10 protein-coding genes are annotated in these 18393 nt (G+C 39.7%); all 10 read right to left on the minus strand.

The window, feature by feature from the left end; all coding sequences use genetic code 11:
- Positions 1–37: 37 nt before the first annotated feature.
- Entirely contained in the window at positions 38–1216 is a 1179-nt protein-coding gene (mnmA, locus tag QZ574_RS07535) for a tRNA 2-thiouridine(34) synthase MnmA (protein ID WP_297088433.1), read from the minus strand.
- 203 nt (positions 1217–1419) lie between these two features.
- Complete coding sequence (locus QZ574_RS07540) at positions 1420–4347, minus strand: ABC transporter substrate binding protein (protein ID WP_297088435.1); 2928 nt, start codon at positions 4345–4347, stop codon at positions 1420–1422.
- Between the two features lie 205 nt (positions 4348–4552).
- Complete coding sequence (locus tag QZ574_RS07545; protein ID WP_297088438.1) at positions 4553–10774, minus strand: PAS domain S-box protein; 6222 nt, start codon at positions 10772–10774, stop codon at positions 4553–4555.
- A 416-nt stretch (positions 10775–11190) separates the two neighbouring features.
- Positions 11191–12444, minus strand: a complete 1254-nt coding sequence (locus QZ574_RS07550) for a DEAD/DEAH box helicase (protein WP_297088440.1) — start codon at positions 12442–12444, stop codon at positions 11191–11193.
- Between the two features lie 63 nt (positions 12445–12507).
- Complete coding sequence (locus tag QZ574_RS07555) at positions 12508–13368, minus strand: protoheme IX farnesyltransferase (protein WP_297088442.1); 861 nt, start codon at positions 13366–13368, stop codon at positions 12508–12510.
- Positions 13369–13464: 96 nt separating this feature from the next.
- Complete coding sequence (coxB, locus tag QZ574_RS07560; RefSeq protein ID WP_297088443.1) at positions 13465–14415, minus strand: cytochrome c oxidase subunit II; 951 nt, start codon at positions 14413–14415, stop codon at positions 13465–13467.
- A 2-nt stretch (positions 14416–14417) separates the two neighbouring features.
- On the minus strand, positions 14418–14708 hold the full coding sequence (locus QZ574_RS07565) for a cytochrome C oxidase subunit IV family protein (RefSeq protein WP_297088445.1): 291 nt from the start codon (positions 14706–14708) through the stop codon (positions 14418–14420).
- A gap of 10 nt (positions 14709–14718) precedes the next feature.
- On the minus strand, positions 14719–15351 hold the full coding sequence (locus QZ574_RS07570; RefSeq protein WP_297088447.1) for a cytochrome c oxidase subunit 3 family protein: 633 nt from the start codon (positions 15349–15351) through the stop codon (positions 14719–14721).
- Position 15352: 1 nt separating this feature from the next.
- Positions 15353–16966: a cbb3-type cytochrome c oxidase subunit I gene (locus QZ574_RS07575; RefSeq protein WP_297088449.1), complete on the minus strand. Its 1614-nt coding sequence runs from the start codon at positions 16964–16966 to the stop codon at positions 15353–15355.
- 10 nt (positions 16967–16976) lie between these two features.
- Positions 16977–17795: an SCO family protein gene (locus QZ574_RS07580; RefSeq protein ID WP_297088451.1), complete on the minus strand. Its 819-nt coding sequence runs from the start codon at positions 17793–17795 to the stop codon at positions 16977–16979.
- Positions 17796–18393: the final 598 nt, after the last annotated feature.

Genomic DNA, 18393 nt, shown 5'->3' on the forward strand with positions numbered 1-18393 from the left:
AATATATTTTTTTACAGGTGGCTTAAAATATTTTTCTTTAGGCAATTACTCCCGAACCAATCAGTTCGTCATCGAGGTACCAGGCTGCAAACTGGCCCGAGGTAATTCCCCGCTGTTCTTTTTCAAACAAAAACCAGGCGCCATCTTCTTTCATGTGTATGCTTCCTTTTTCCAATGGCTGACGGTAACGAATACGAATATCGAAATTACGTTTTTCGCCAATTGCCATTTCCAGGTCAGGGCGTATCCAGTGCATCTCTGCTTTATCAACAAATAAACCTTTGCGGTAAAGCCCCGGGTGTTCGGCACCTTCGCCCACGTAAATAATATTTCGCTTTACGTCGGTGCCAATTACAAATAAAGGTTCTTTACGGCCTCCAATATTTAGTCCCTTGCGTTGGCCCACCGTATAAAAATGAGCCCCCTGGTGTTCGCCAATTACTTTCCCATTCCAGGGTTTATACGGAAACTGGAAACACAGTTTTTTATAGTTTTCCTCTGTAATTTCAAGATGTTTTTTCTTCTCCATAAATTTTGCAGGAATCTCGATTACATTTCCCACAGTGGGTTCGAGCTGTTGCTGTAAAAAGGTAGGTAAATCCACTTTACCCACAAAGCAAATGCCCTGCGAGTCTTTACGCTCGGCTGTTGGCAGGTTTTGGCTGCGCGCAATTTCGCGTACTTCGGGTTTTAGTAATTCGCCAACCGGGAACATTGCTTTTGAGAGTTGCTGCTGATTAAGCTGACACAGGAAATAACTTTGATCTTTGTTTGGGTCTTTCCCGGCCAGGAGTTGATGAATGGTTTTTCCATTTTTCTCTATTTCGCTTTTTCGGCAGTAGTGCCCTGTAGCCACAAAATCGGCATCAAATTTCAGGGCTTCTTCCATAAAAGTATCAAATTTAATCTCGCGGTTACAAAGCACATCGGGATTAGGAGTGCGTCCGGCCTGGTATTCGGCAAACATATAATCGATTACCCGCTTTTTATAGTCTTTACTCAGGTCTACAATATGGAAGGGAATATCGAGTTTTTTGGCTACCATTTTGGCAATCAGCGAATCTTCTTCCCATGTACACGAACTGGTTAGCACCCCTTCGCGCTCGCGGTAATTAATCATAAACAACCCAATAACCTCGTGCCCCTGCTCTTTTAAGAGCCATGCTGCTACGCTTGAATCAACTCCTCCGGAAAGACCTACGACTACCCTGCTCATTTGTACATTTTTAGGGCGGCAAAAATACAATGAAAAAGTGTAAAGGCAAAAGTAGCAGCGCAAAAGGCAAAAGTAGCTTTCCTCTTTTTTTCAAGATTTATGAACTGTAACGCCAGGCTCGCAAACTTAAGGCATATTTGAATAGCCCGGCAGTTTATTACTTCTGCGATAGCTTTTTAAGGTGCATATTTATGCTCTTATTGTTATGAGAGGGAAAATAGTTTGGAAATTTGTGCCAGCAATTCCTCTTTAACAATTGGCTTTGCCATAAAAGCATTACATCCTGCTGCCAATGCTTTCCGACTGTCTTCGGGCCTTGCAAAGGCGGTTTGAGCAATAATTTTTACACTGTTGTTAAAAGCCCGTATTTGCCTTGTGGCTTCAAAACCATTAATATCCGGCATTTTAATATCCATCAGAATAAGGTCGATATCGTTATTATTTTTGGCCATTTCAATAGCTTCGGGTCCATTGGTGCCTACCATAATTCTAATTGCATAGGGTTTTAACACTACCTTTAACAGTTCAACCGATACCCCGTCGTCGTCAACAATCAGAATATTAAATTTTCCATTTTTAATAGGCTGTCCATTTTCTGCCGACTTGGGCAAAGGATTTTCTTTTTTATGCGAGGGTCTTTTAAACGGAATTTCAACGGTAAACTCCGAGCCAAACCCAGGCTTTGATTTCACTTTAATTTTGCCACCAAGCATACTAACATACGATTGGGTTATGGCTAGCCCAAGACCGGCTCCTTCTTTGGCATTTTCATCGGCAATATCGGCCTGTACAAAGCGCTCGAAAATTGCCTCAAGCCGGTTTTCGGGTATACCAATGCCAGTATCTTTAACAACAAAAGTGTAGTTTTCGTTATTTACAGTTGCCTGCAGGTTAATTTGGCCCTTGTCGGTATATTTTATTGCATTTTTTAGCAGGTTGTTAAATACCGAGTCTAATTTTGTTTTATCGGTATAAACCAGTTTATAAGCCTCTGGTATATGCTGTTGCATTCTGAAATCGATATTTTTACTTGTTGCCTCGGGTTTAAAGAACTCGTAAACTGTTTGTAATTCTTCTACAATGTCAATTTGTTCGAAATTAACCTTTACCTGTCCGGCATGAATTTTCGAAATATCGATAATATCGTTTATAGTGGCCAGCATACGCTCGCCACTTTTCTGGATGATAGAAATGTAGCTTTGTTGTAGTTCGGTCTCCAGTTGTGGTTCCGACAACAATTCGGCAAATCCCATTATCCCATTCATTGGAGTTCGAATTTCGTGGCTCATATTGGCCAAAAATGCAGACTTCAGTCGATCGCTTTCCTCCGCCTGGTCCTTAGCCGCTACTAATTGCTCGTTTATGCTTTTTAGTTCCTGTTCCGATTGTTGAAGCTCGGAAAGTTTATTGGAAAGCTCCTCCTGCGTTTGTTTAATAATGGTTGTATCAACAATAGCCACAATACTTTTTGATAGTTTTTCAAAAGTAAAAACATAAAGAATTGCGAAAATTCGTTCGCCTGACAAACTCACATATTCGGTTTCCTGAATAAAACGCAATTTATTATTGGCCAGCGCAACAAGCAATTTCTTAAAAGTTTCCAAGGATTTCTTATTAAAAGTAACACTCAGGTTATTTTTAAGATCGTTTTTATTTTTTGCACCAAACAGTTTTAGTGTAGCTTTATTTATTTCGGTAATGGTAACAGCTTCGGCACATTTTTGAACAAACCCGGGGTTATCATCCAAGTATTTTGGAAGGTCTTCGTATGCACAAGGCACTTGTTTTACGCAGCTAATAAGTTCAGTAAAGTCTTCCTCCCACAACGATACCGGATTATTTTCGAATAAATGCCAAAAGCGTTTTTCATTCTCTTCCAGTTGAATTTGGGCAGCACTCAACTGTTCATTTTGTTTCAAATGTTTTTTATTAAGTGCTTCAAAATCTTTGTTTTGCTGCACCAAAATCCGTTTTATACGCTGTTGTTTAAAAAAACTATAACTAAGAACGAGGATAAAGGCTGTTAGCACAACAATAATAGCCAAAAACCACCCCAAAAAGGCTTTGTATTTTGTTATAAAACTAACCGGTTTATTTATAATAATGCTTTTATTGGGGAGTGTCCGTTCGGTTATCCCAAAGCGTACCAGTTGCTCGTAGTCGAACATTAAACGATTGGGACTCGTGCTGTTAACAGCTATCTCTTCAATCTTTTCTCCGAGCCACATACCTTGTAAAATTGTTGCTGCGAATTTTCCCTGCTCGTGGTGCGAAATTATTTTACCACCCAACACACCATCGCCTAAACCGTGTTCCCACAAATGAAACAAGGGGGCTTTCAGGTTTTCATTGAGCAGTTGCATACACTGCCCAAAGTCGACAACCTGACCGGTACTGTCGAAATAAGCCGAAAGCAAAAGCACCGGCGTTTCCTCAGGTATTGCCTGAAGCTGCTGTTTATAACTATTGTATGTGGTTTTATGTAGTGCTATTTCTTTAAACTCGACGTTTGGCATTGTTTCGGCCACTTTATAATAAGTTTTTAAATCGCCTTGACCACTACTGGTGCCATCAACAATAGCATAAACGGTCTTGGTATCCGGAAATAGGTTTACCATTATTTTAACTGTTTCTTTTAACGAAACGGCTTCAACAACCCCGGTAACAAGTGGATTGCTGTTTTGATTTAAGGCCACAGCAATATCGTTAACTCCACAAAAAACAACCGGAATACCGGCGAATAAACTATCCTGGTTGTCTACAACAAAATTCAGGGCATTATCGTCGGTAGTTATAATAGCATCATACGGAAAAGTATTGGCAAGTTTGTATTGCAGCAGTTCTTTAAACAAACGATTACTTTCTGCGGTAAAAAATCGTTTGCTATCCATACATTCAATATCAAGAACAACATTTTTGTCGTCGAGTACCGATTTAATACCTTCAACCTGCTGAAAAAAAGTGGGAAAACCGGAATTGTACGAACTAATTAAAAGCACATGTTTACTACCAGCCAAGGCACTCACGGCCATTAACAGCGAGAAGAATAACAGCAATAAAAAATTCCTCAGAAAAGGAGTTGAGCCCATAGCTGTTGTTTGTTGTGATGGTATTTTTTGAAGAGTATTCAACGGTTCTAATTTCACAGTTTAAATGTACACATATTTTTTTTGGATGATAAATAGGACAACAAAAATTATATTTTGCCTTTGTATTTAAATGTAACTACACATGGGCTTACAAGTGAAAAACCAGTGGCAATTTACCACTGGTTTTTTTACAACAAAATTCATGATAAGGTTATTGTCTGATGATCCTACTCTTTTTTTCTACTTATTATTTTAATTTCGCGAATTTTACTAATAACTCCAAAATGCTTTCCTTTTCAATTGGTTTTGATATAAAACCATCGCAACCATGTTGCAAAGTCAGGTTTTTATCGGCTTCTGTTGAATAGGCCGTTTGGGCAATTACCGGCACATCGGGGCAAATTTTCTTCACTTTTTGGGTAGCTTCATAACCATCCATAACCGGCATTTTTATATCCATGAGGATCAGATCAATATCCCTGTCTTTTTCGCAAGCATCAACTGCCTCTTTCCCATTTTTTGCATGTATAACCTCGCACCCAATATCCGCCACCGATTTTAAAATGGTTTCCAGGTATAAATAATTCACCTCTTCATCTTCGGCTACTAATATTTTACAATGTTGTTTTTTGGTGCGGCTCTTGCCTGTTGTTTGCTTATTGGAATCTGCCGGCTCTTCTAATTCGGTTTTAAACGGCAATATTAACTTAAACGTTGAGCCCTTACCTTTTTCCGAATCCACCGCTATTTCTCCACCCAAAAGCTGAGCATTTTCTTTTGCAATTGACAGGCCAAGCCCCAATCCTCCATGGCTTTGCGCAATGCCTTTGTTTTCCTGCGAAAAGCGTTTAAAAATCCGTTCCCGGTTTTCTTTTGATATTCCTGTTCCGGTATCTTTAACGTACAGTACAATGCTCTCTTTTTCGGGATAGTAGCCCAATTCCACAAAACCTTCTGAGGTAAATTTAAAGGCATTTTCAAGCAGGTTGCTAATAATTTTATTCAATTTGGTTTTGTCGCAAGTTATTGCACTTTCTTCATCAGCGAGTCCTTTTTTAACGTAAAACGGCAGCTTTCGGTCTTTTGCCTTTAGGTCGAAAATAGCAAACAACTCCATAACAAAATCGTTTAAAAGAAAACGCTTGTTAACCAACTGCTGTTGTTTGGTTTCAAGTATTGATATTTCGAGAATATCATCGATAATACGTAGCAACTGATTGCTGCTGTTTTGTATTATTGAGGTGTAATATTTGCGTTGTTCTTCTGATGTTTCCGGCTCTTCAAGCAAATTGGCAAATCCCATAATTCCGTTCATTGGTGTCCGGATTTCGTGGCTCATGTTATGCAGGAATTCCGATTTCAGGCGGTTGCTTTCTTCGGCTTGCTCTTTGGCTTGCAGCAAATCGTTTTCAAATTGCAGGCGCTCGGTAATATTGTGGATTACCCCATTTACTTTCACAGGGTTTCCATTGGCATTTCTTTCGGCTATCGCTATCGAATGTATACTGATTCTTTCACCGGTTTTCCGGTTTATTATTTCAAAATCAATATCGTACGGAATATCTTTTTCTATTAAATCCATCAGTGCCTTGTTGGTACGTGCGCTGTCCGGGATTTGTTTTTCAGCATCTTCCAACGACACAAACTCTTGCTCTAAATCAAAGCCATACATTAGTTTGGCTTCATCGGATGCCCAAAAGGTCTTGTTATCGACATAATATTCCCAGTGCCCCACTTTACCAATCTGCTCCGCTTGTTTAAAGCGTTTTTCACTATTTTTTAATTTATTTTCGGCTTGCTTTTGCCAACTTACATCTTCAACAAAGGCCATTCCGAACAGGGGCTCCCCTTCAGAATCCTGGATGGTTCCGGCATGAATTCGAACGTCGACCTCGGTTCCGTCTTTTCGAATATACTTTTTGTCGATGGCAAAACCCGGCGCCTTATTGCTGGCCATGGTATCAAACAGTTCATGGTTATTCTCCAGATAATCAGGATGGGTGATGTCAAAAAAACTCATCTCGAGCAATTCTTTTTCGGTGTAGCCAACAATTTTTTCGTATGCTTTGTTAACCGAAATGTATTGGCCCTGCATGCTGTTTAAACAAATTCCGAGTGGCGAGTTGTTAATGGCCAAGCGTAGTTTTTCTTCGCTTTGGCGAAGTTTATTTTCGGCAATTTTTCGCTCGGTAATATCGGTGTGTGTACCTACAATCCTGGTGGCTTTCCCGTTTTCATCAAAAAAGGCATCGGCACGCGAAAGGATTTCCACCCAATGCCCTTTCTTGTGCCTCATTTTAAATTCAATACGAAATTTATCGCGTTTTTTATTGATGAGCTCGTTCTGCATTTCCCACGAACGTTTAACATCTTCGGGGTCGGTGAGCGTTTCCCAAATAGAAAAGTCGTTGGGTAGTTCATAGTCCTGGTACCCCAACATGGCTTTCCAGCGTGGCGAGTAATAAATTTCGTTGGTTTTTAAATTCCAGTCGAAAAGGCCATCGGAAGTAGCCTCCATGGCCTTATTAAAGCGATCGTTAATTTCTTCTTCCCTGCTTATAGCATTATATAATTCGTCGTTGGTTTGACGCAATTCTTCGTTTAAGGCTTCGTATTCTTCGTTTTGGTCCAGAATTTTTTGCTCTGCTTGTTTTCGTTCGGTAATATCGTACGCGGCAATTAATATCGAATCTAATTTTTTCGCTGAAATAACAGGACTTGCCATAACATCGAGGTAGCGACTGGCTTCAGCACCACGTTCCAGTTCCAGTTCAAAATGATGGCGGTAGTTCGTATCCATATTTTCCCGGAATGCTTTTATCTGCTGGTTGTGTTCTGCTTTTGCACTATCTCCAATCAGTTCTTTTATATCCAGTCCAATCAGTTCTTTTTCAGGTACACCTAAATAGTTAAATGCAAATTTATTGGCGTAAGTTATTTCCCCATCGGGTCGGTGTCTTATAATTAAATGTTTGGCATTTTCTGCCAGCGTTTTATAATTTTCTTCTGATTTTAATAATTGTTCGTGATAAGCTTTTTGTTGCGTTATATCTTTGGCAACACCATGCAAGAGTTTTCCAGAGGTATTGAATATGGCAGACCACGCGAGGTTGATATAGTTCCCGTTTTTGTGTTTGTAACGGTTCTCGAAATAGAAGGTTGTTTTTCCGCTTTCCAGGTCTTTTAACTCATTAACAGTTGACTCTGCATCATCGGGATGGATAAAATCCATAATGTTTTTACCAAGGGTTTCTTCTTTGGTGTAGCCCAGTGTTTCTTCCCAGCCTTTATTAACCTTTAATATTTCCCCCTGGATTGTACCAATAAGGTGCATGTTCATGGGCTGGTCGAAGAAGGTATTAACAATTTCGTTGGCTCGTTTGCCTTCATGAATATCAATAACCAACGCAATGGTAAGGTCAACTTCACCCTTTGCATTTCTACGGCACGATATAGCTGCATCTAACCAGCGGTATTCACCGTTTTTCATCAATAACCTTTTCTCAAGGCGATAATGGTCGATTTCTCCTTTATGTAGTTGTTCAAATAAAGGCAATTCTTTAACGAGGTCGTCGGGGTGGGTAATTTCTGCGTAATTCAGGTTCACAAATTCTTCGCGGGTATAACCTGTTATTTTAAGGTATTCTTCGTTAACTTCTATAACTGTTCCTTTGGCAGAACCTAAGGCAATACCCACATTGGATTCTTCGAAAACGCCGCGAAATTTGGCTTCGCTGGCTTTTATTTTTTCTTCGGCATGTTTCTGTTCGGTGATATCCAGGATTATACCATTGGCGTATTCAATCATATTGGGATCATCCCCATAAGGAATGCCATTGGCACGTATCTCTAGCCATTTTAAACCTTCTACCGGATGATTATAACGTACTTCTATGTTCAATTTAAAAGGAGGGTTTATTCCGGCATTACTTGCTTCCATTAATTTTGGTAGGTCTTCGGGATGAACATATTGGAACCATTGTTGAAAATTTTCCCGATCCTCTTCGGATATACTTAATATTTCGGTACATGAAGGACTTACCTGCACAACCTCTATTTGTCCGGTTTCGCGATTAAAACGGGTTCGATAAATGATGTAGCCAACCGGATTTTCCACAAGAGAACTAAGATGTAATTCTCTGAGCCTGATTTTTTCCTCAGCGTCTTTACGTTCAGAAATATTAATAAAATTGATTATAAAATAGTCTTTAATAAGCGGAAAAGCTGTCACCCCCAGCGTACGGTCATATACATCAAAATACTGTTCGTAGTTAATTGTTTTCGAATCGGAAATAACTTCACCATATAAACGAACTAATTCTTTTAAGGTTTTCTCATCAACAATTTCTGAAGCTTTTTTCCCGGCAAGCTGTTCTATATCAAATCCAGTCTGTTCATTTACAGACTCATTTAGCTGAACATGTAAAAAGTCGACAAATTCATTCTCCTCATTTCGAATCATTTGGCATATTGCTATGCCAAATGGTGATTTCTCGTAAAGGTTTCTGAATTTCTCTTCGCTTTCAATAAGTGCTTCTTCTGCTTTTATACGTTCGGTAACATCCTGGAGTGTTCCTTTTACATATTTTGTATTGAATTCATCAGTATAAAATTCGGCTTTTGTGCTTATGTATTTGTATTTGCCCGATGAAGGCATATGGATTTTATAAATGAGCGAATCGCTCTCGCCTGTTGAAATTACATGCTGCAGCAAGCGGTTTAGGTTGTCAATATCTTCCTGGTCCAAACGTTTTGAAAATTCCTCAATGGTAGGAGATGGCTTATTGGCATCGAATTCCAGAATATGGTAGAGCTCCTCAGACCACCACTGTTCCTCGGTTTCAATATTGTACTCATAATAACCCATTGAAGCCATTTTTTGAGCTTCTTTAAGTCTTTTTTCGCTGTTTTGCAATTTTTGCCTGGCAAGTCTTTGTTCTGTTGTGTCTTTTACAAAGCCTAAGAAGCGAGTGTCTGACAATTTAACTGCTGCCACATGCCAAAACCTGTTTTCTCCGCTTTTGGTTACAAAACCAATTTCTTCATTGGATACTCCTTTTTCCTGTACTTCTTTAAAATGCCGGGCTCCTTTTTCCAGCTCTTCCTTTTGCAATAATTCAGGAATACTTAACTTGAGTAGTTCCTCGTTTGAGTATCCCGTAATTCGACAGGCGGCAGGATTTACTTCAAGATATTTGCCCTTTTCGTTAGCAATAAAAATACCATCGGGCGCATTGTTTACATACGATTTAAATTTTGCTTGGCTTTGTTTTATTTTGTTTTCAGCTATTTTTCGTTCGCTAATATCGCGAGCAATGCCATAATAATAAGTTTTCCCATCCAGCTTATATTTCTTCCCGCTTATCTCAATGGGGACAACCCGTCCTGCTTTATCAATATGAGTGGTCTCAAAAATTCGTGTTTCATCGTAAGGAATAGGATTCCAAAAAGCCAAAAATGCATCAACCGGGAAGTTGGGGTCGATAACTTCAACATTTTGACCGATAATTTCCTCCTTACTTTTTTCCAGCATTAAGGTAGCCTGATGGTTGGTATCAATAACAATCCCTTGTTCGTCAATCAGGTAAATGGCATCAACGGCAGTTTCTACCAACTGTTTGTAGCGGGTGTTGCTTAATTTTAGTTTTTGTTCGGTTGCTTTTTTTTGTGTGATGTCGTTCGTACTCGAAAGTAATGAGATTACCTCCCCGTTTTCATTACGTATCGCTTTTATACGGGATTCAACCCAGATTACACTTCCATTCTTATGAAATAAGCGATACTCCACTCGAACGTTATCTTCATTCTGTTTAAACTTCTCCACAACCTGTTTTAACAGATTATGGTCTTCCGGGACAACATTTTCTAAAGAATCAAATTTCAGATATTCATCGGCAGTATAACCGCTTAGTTCTTTAATATTTGGAGAAATGTAACTAAACCGGCCTTCAGGGGTTTGATACCGAATAACATCGGCGGTATTTTCTGTTAAGAAACGGTATAATTCCTCGTTTTTCTTGATTTCATCATGTTCTTTCTTCAGGTCTTGTTCCGAACGTTTCAGTTGGGTAATATCCTGATGTGTCCCAATCATACGAACGGCTTTATTCTCATTATCGCGAATAACAAGGCCGCGGCAACGTATCCAAACTATTGAACCGTTTTTATGGGTGTAGCGTACTTCCTGGTCGTAAGGGCGATTGGGGTTGGCCACATGTTTGTGAAAATTATCGAGTGCAACTTTTAAATCATCGGGGTTGATAATATCCTGCCAGGCACTGGCTTTGTGTGGCATTTCTTTGGGGTTGTAGCCCAAAACTTCCCAAAAACCAGGACTCATCCATTCATCTTCGGCATTTTCAAGGTCCCAATACCAGAGTCCGTCGAGCGATCCTTGCTGAATAAAGTCAAAAATAGTATCGTCTTTTTTTAAAAGCTCGTAAAGCTCCGTTTTTAGATAGTGCTCCATAGCAAAAATTATTTGCTTGAAGATAATAAATTATTGCTCATGGTCTTTGTGGAATTTGCAAAACTCATGGCATACATTTCCTATAACATGTTTACCTCTGATTTTAGCTGCTACCTTCAGAAACAGCACACTTAACTACCAGATAATCTGCACTATAAATCACTACCTCCAAACAATAGCTTTATGTATTCGCGATTGTGCATCTTCAATTCGAGGATAATTCTTTGGTAACACCAAGTTTCGAATCACCAATTTAAATGAACATAAGATTTTGTTTAGCACAAACAAAACAGCATGCTAATGCTGTGTTATTTGCTACAATTAGTTCTAAAATATAGCCAATTGAAGAGGCGTTTAAACAAACATTTAAATAATAAAAAAAAGAATCATGGTTGAAAACCGTTCCTTTCTACTTGTTATTTTTTCTTTTTCTGCTGGTAGTTTTTTCGGTGTTTGCTTTGGTTGTTGTTACGCTTGTATTTATGAAATTTGCCGCGTTGGTTTTTTTTCTTTTTTGTAGGTGTTTTCCATTCGGGACCTTCTCCAAACTGTTCGGGTAGTGGTATTTTAAACACTTCGCGCTCAATCAGTTCTTCAATCCTATGAAATTTGTACATATCATCTTCATTCACCAGCGTAAGTGCCACCCCTGTAGAGTCGGCACGAGCTGTACGCCCCACCCTATGCACATAATCTTCGGCATCGCCCGGCACATCGTAATTAATAACCAGGTTAATGTCTTTTATATCGATACCACGGCTCATTACATCGGTAGCCACCAATATTCGTATTCGCCTTGACCGGAATCCGTTTAATACATTCTCGCGTTCTTTCTGCTCTAAATCAGATGAAATTGCTTCAGCATCAAAACCTTTCTTTTTTAATTTGCGTGCCAACTCGTTGGTTACCCGTTTGGTAGAACAAAAAATAATAATACTGCTATACTCCGGGTTTTCTGTAATGAGGTGCGCAACCAGGTCGCCCTTTTGTTTATCGTAAGTAAGGTAAGCGGCTTGCAATACTCCTTCTGCCGGTTTCGACATGGCAATGTTTATCTGTTTAGGCTGGTGCAATATTTCGGAGGCAAGTTTACGTATTTTTGGTGCCATAGTAGCGCTAAACATAAGCGTTTGCCGCTTTTTAGGCAGGTACGAAATAATCTTTGTGATGTCTTCGTAAAAACCAATATCCAACATGCGGTCAGCCTCATCCAGTATCAGAAAATCAATTTTATCAAATTTTACATAGCCAAGATTGAGGTGCGAAATCAGCTTACCCGGAGTAGCAATAATTATATCGGCCCCTTTGGTAAGCGCCAGCTTTTGCTGCCCCCACTCGTCACCATCGCCGCCACCATACAATGCAATGGAATGTATCCCCATGGTGTAACCTATGCCCTGCACCTGCTGATCGATTTGCATGGCCAACTCTCGCGTGGGCACTATTATAAGTGTTGATGTTTCACCACCGGGTAAATCGGCAATCAAATCCAATATTGGCAATAAAAAAGCTGCTGTTTTTCCGGTGCCGGTTTGTGCGCAGGCAATCAGGTCGTAGCCATCAAGAATTACCGGTATTGCTTGTTCCTGAATAGGAGTGGCTTCTTTAAAGCCCATGTATTCTATGGCATCCAATAAATCGTAGTGAATACCAAGTTCTTCAAATGTCATTAAATTCTTTTATTAAATGCTACAAATGTAGTTAAAATAAACGCACAAATTTACTGTGGTTTTTTATGTGCGAACCAAACTATCAACAATTAAAAATATCATCATAAAAAGGTACAGGAAATTCAGTTTATAAAAGGAGGGCCTTACTTTAAATTCCTGTTGTGCAAATACCGCCAGGGTTAGCGATGAAAGTAAATAGAAAATATAGAAAAGAAGAAAAAACATAATAATCTTATTGCCAATTACAAAAAAGATAACCAAAAATGCCGATGCCAGGGTAGTTAACACCCAGGTATAGGTTACCCGTTTAATTTGGGCGTCGGTAAACAGTTGGTTCAGGCTGGGCATGTTGGCCAGTTTATATTGCTCGCCAAACATAAGCAGCAGTAGCCAAAAATGCGGTATTTGCCCGATAAAAAAGAAAGTGGCAACCAGCAAAATTACTTCTGAAGTCAGACTTCCTCCGGCTCCGGCCCAGCCAATCATTGGCGGCAAAGCACCTACCATTGAACCGGGTATTACCGCAAACGCCGATACTTTTTTTAACGGCGTATAAACCACATTATAAAAAAACAGGGTTAACCAGCTGATAAGCAAGGCCATTGGCGGATTACTAATCGCCAGTATTACTGTTCCGATAAGCGCAAACGCCAGGGCAAGCAAAAATGCGTTTTTCGGGCTAATCTTTCCGGTTGGTAGCGGGCGGTTTTTGGTTCGTGGCATTTTGGCATCAATATCGCGCTCTTGCCAATGGTTTAAAACACTTGAACTACATGCCATAAAAAACACGCCAATTGTTAAGAGCCAAGCTTGCGTGTCAACACTTTTTGTAAACAACACATAGCCCGTTAAAGCCGATAAGGCAATGGGTATGGAAATACGCACCTTACCCAGTTCATATATTATTTTTAACTGTTGTCTCATTTTTTAGAACCACATTCTACTCCCTACACGTTTTAGTTATCGTCATGTACTTCCGCTCAATTCTTAAGCCCTTACTTTCCCAAGAGTAGAACAAGCCTATTTCACCGTTTTCAGATACTCAATAATATTTCCGATATCGTCATCCGATAGCTGCCCTTCGTACGACAGCATGAGCCCTTTACTAAAACCATCCACCACATCAGCATTCGGATCGTAAATCGATTTTCTGATGTACTCTTCATCAACTGTAACCTGACGTGTTTCGCGCCCGGTTTTAACGGTATGTTCTGCGCCCCAAATACCTTTAAAGCTTGGACCAACGAGTTTTGTTCCGTCCAACGAGTGACAGGCAAAGCAACCAATATTTTGCATAATGCGTTTTCCGGTTGCCGCTGGCGACTCAATTTCAGCCACCGATCCGGAAACGTTAGTGGTATCGGCAATCCAGGTTTGAAAAGCCGAATCCTCCATTACCTTTACATACGAATACATATAAGAGTGTTGTAAACCGCAATATTCGGCACAATACAACTCGTAGGTTCCTATTTTTTGTGGTTCAAACCACATGTGGTTATCTTTTTTCCCTGGCACCATATCCTGTTTTACCCGAAATGCCGGTATATAAAGGCTGTGTAAAACATCCATTGCAACCAGGTTTAGTCTTATCGGCTGATCTTTTGGCAAATACAGGGTATCTGTTCTGCGGCCATTTTCATACTCAAAACTAAAATTCCACATTCGTCCGTAAACCGTAATTTCCATGGCATCTTTTGGTGCTCTTTGCATGGGTTTCCAACCGGCCCAGCCATAATAAAACATCAGCATGGTGAGTAAAAAAGGAACAACAGTCCAGATAATTTCCAGCTTTACGCTTCCTTCAATCTGGGTAGCTTTCGGGTTTCTCTTTCGGTTGTACTTGTAAATAAAAACAAGCATAACTACGGTTAGTCCGATAAGGAACAAAAATGAGATGCCCATGATGACCAGGAAAGCTGTATCAACTCCCTGCACAAAATTCGAGGCTTTGGTTATTTCTGAGCTATACATAGTTATACTCTATAGAGGTAATCTAAAAAGGTTATCACAATTACAACCACAAAAATTAGAAATACAAAGGCCACCATTATTTTTATGTATGGTTTATCGTATTTAAGGTGCATAAAATAAATGAGCACCAAAACAGATTTTACACCAGCCAGCAACAAGGCTCCGGCCACCGTAAATTTGCCCAATTCAATTTCAGTAATACCGATTGATGCAAAGGTTAGCGCCAGTAGCGCAACCAAAATAATTGCATATAAACGATAGGGAACAATATGATGATGTTTATCTTCAGCCATAATGACAGGTTTAATGGATTAAATAAAACAAGGGAAAAAGGAATATCCAGATAAGGTCGACCAGGTGCCAGTATAATCCGCAGTTATCGAGCAAGGATGGCCTTTGTGCATTTACTTTTCCGCTGCTGACTCCTTTTATGGCAAAAACCATAATAACAAGCCCCACAACAATGTGCAGTGCATGTAATCCGGTCATAACAAAATACAATCCGAAGAAAAGTATTTCGCCCTGACTCATTTCGTTTAGCATTTGCTCTGATCCGGGCCATATTCCGTGCGAGAATTTTACGCCCCATTCAAAATACTTATTCACCAAAAAAACCAGTCCGATAAGAAAAGTTACACTAACCAGCGCAATGGCTACTTTTTTATGCCCTTTTTGCAAAGCTGTTGTCGACATGGCAATGGTCATACTACTTACCAACAAAATTACCGTATTTAAGGCCCCAATAAATGTATTCAGTTCCTCAGCTGCCAAATGAAAAGCATCGGGATTAAGATAACGATATACCGAATACACAATAAACAAACCACCAAACAGTAATAATTCGGTAAAAATAAACAACCACATCCCAATTTTCGACGATTCAGGATCGTACATATCGGGGTGTTCTACATGATGTGCATGTTGATGTTCACTCATATTATTTGTAGTTATATGGTCCGTCATTCTCTTCCAAAACCGGTTCTTCGTCGAAATTTAAAACCGGAGGAGGCGATGGAACTGTCCACTCCAGTGTTTTACTGTGCCACGGGTTAACCTCGGCAGGTGCGCCTTTGCGAGCCGACCGAACCAGGTTTACAACAATGATGATAAAACCGGTAACCAATACCCACGAGCCAAAAGTGCTCAGGATATTTCCTCCATGGAATTCATCCAGGTAATCGTAATAACGTCTTGGCATCCCCATCATCCCGAGGTAGAACATGGGTGAATACAAGGCAAGAAAACCGATAAAGAAAACCAGCCAGCCAATATTGGCCCAGGCTTTATCATACATTCTTCCAAAAATTTTGGGAAACCAGTAATGCATTGCCGCAAAAAAGGCAAAGCCGGTTCCTCCGAAAACAATGTAATGGAAATGGGCTACAACAAAGGCAGTATCGTGCACATAAATATCGGTAGCCAGTGCCCCCAGAACCAACCCACTTAAGCCACCAACCATAAATACAAAAATAAACGATACAGCCCAGTAAAAGGGCGTTTGGATATTAATCGATCCTTTATACATCGTTGATATCCAATTAAAAACCTTTATTGCACTTGGGATGGCAACAATAAATGTAAGCAGGGAAAAATAGTATTGTGCAGTTCCGCTCATACCCGCCGTATACATGTGGTGTCCCCAAACCAGGTAACCCACAAATGCAATGGCCATGGTAGAGGCAATAATTGCTTTGTAACCAAAAATATGTTTTTGCGAAAATGTTGGTATAATCTCTGAAATTGCACCCATTGCCGGAAGAATCATAATATAAACGGCGGGGTGCGAATAAATCCAAAACAGGTGCTGGTACAATATTGGGTCTCCTCCAAGTGCCGGATCGAAAACACCAACGCCGAAGAAACGCTCGAGTGCCACCAAAACAAGGGTGATACCCACCACCGGCGTAGCCAGTAACTGAATCCAGGCCGTTCCGTACAAGGTCCACACAAACAATGGCAACTTCGTCCAGTTCATACCCTGACAACGAAGCCGGTGTATGGTTACCAAAAAGTTTAAGCCGGTTAATATAGACGAAAAACCCAACACAAAAGCCCCAAAAATGGCAGGCAATAAGTTGGTGCCCGTTTTAAAACTATATGGAGCGTAAAAGGTCCAACCAGTATCGGGTGCCCCCGAACCGAAAAGCAGCGCAGACAACACCAAAACTACCCCGGCAATATACAACCACCACGACAGTAGGTTAAGTTTTGGAAAAGCAACATCTTTGGCCCCAATCATTATAGGAAGCATTAAGTTGCCAAAAACAGCCGGCAGCCCCGGTACAACAACCATAAAAATCATTATCACACCGTGTACCGTAAAAGTAGCATTGTAGGTTTGTGCGTCCATAATGGTTTTCCCTGGTGCCAACAGCTCAAATTTCATGGCCAGCCCCAACAAAACTCCAATGGCAAACATACTTGCTATTGAATACAAATAAAGAAGACCAATTCGTTTATGGTCGGTAGAAAAAATCCATCCGAGCAAACCTTTGTATTTCCCCTGATAAGTGAGGTAGTTTGCTCCGTTAACAGCATTTGTTGTATGCATAAAGTTTAGTTTAAATTACTTTTTTTCTTTTTGGTTTTACCACCAGGTAGAGCAATAAAACCAACGCGAAAAACATAATTATGGTTCCGCTAACTTTGGTAATGTTTAATACGTATGTTTGTCCAACCGGATCGTAACTGTAACAAAACCGCAGCACTTTGTTTAATGTTGGCCCCGACTGACCTTTTGAAGCTTCCACAATAGCCATCTTCCATTCGAATGGCAAAAAATACATGCCATTTAAATACCGGGTAATTTTACCATCGGGGCTAACTACGGTTAATGAGGCTGCATGCAGAAAATCGTTACCGGTTTTTTTATACTTAAAACCTGTGGCATTGGTAGCTTTTATAATACTTGCGCTATCCGAAACAAAAAATTGCCAACCTGTTTTTGCTTCTTCCACCTTTTGCTCGTTGTTCATCAGGTTTAAGTAATTTGTTTTTTTCCGAATGCCAAGATCAATGGTTTCGCGCGGATCAAAACTAATGGTCAACACCTGGTAGTCTTCGCCAACCACCAACTCCGATTTGTCCATAACTCCGGCAACAGCTTCCATTAAAGGGCTACAAATTCCGGGACAGCGGTAATACACAAAATTAATTATAGTCGGCTTATCAATAATGTCTGCGAGCCACACATGTTCGCCCGCTTCATTAACTAAAGCAATACTATCGGGCAAATATTCGTCGAGATGTTCTACCACTCCAATCTCCACATCTTCGTCTTCAGCAGCCGGATTTATTACACTCTGAGACCATGCATTACATGTTAGAAAGATAAAAGATCCCAGAATTAGAGTGAGCTTATAGAATAAATTTGTTTTCATTTAAGTATGACCAATAGGTTAAGGTTTATTTAGTTTTTAAATGAATAGTACGTTTTAATTGCTAATTGGTTATCAAAAATTCTTATGAAACAAAAACAATAAATACCTTTTTACCTTCTTCCTTCATTAAACCAAAAAATACACTTAATGTTTATGTAAAACTTAACTTTCTTCTTTTTTTTGAACAAACCATTGGTGAACAAAAGAATCACCCCCATATTTAATGCATATTATTTTCGAAAAATACCGATTTTAACTGAAAAATTAGACGAAGCAAGCTGCTTAAAAACCGCTTTGGCTTATTTAGAATATGCTTTTCAGCATATTTCTTTGTAACTTTAGTCACAAAGACAAGGCACGCTTGCCAGGAAAAAACCAATTATAAACAAGCTCTACTACGTTTTGTTCACTGCTCCAATAAATAGTTTTTCTACACCAAACCCTATGTATTCATATATCAATAAATTATGAAATAATCAAAATTAAGTTGCAGCAACAAACCAGCGTAACTAACTCTGTCATAACTATTAAAGTCTTTTTAGTCTTTTATTTCATCCTTGCGCGACAAGTTTGCAGCTTCGGGCTTATTTTTTAAATT

The sequence above is a fragment of the uncultured Draconibacterium sp. genome (assembly GCF_913063105.1).
Classification (GTDB): domain Bacteria; phylum Bacteroidota; class Bacteroidia; order Bacteroidales; family Prolixibacteraceae; genus Draconibacterium.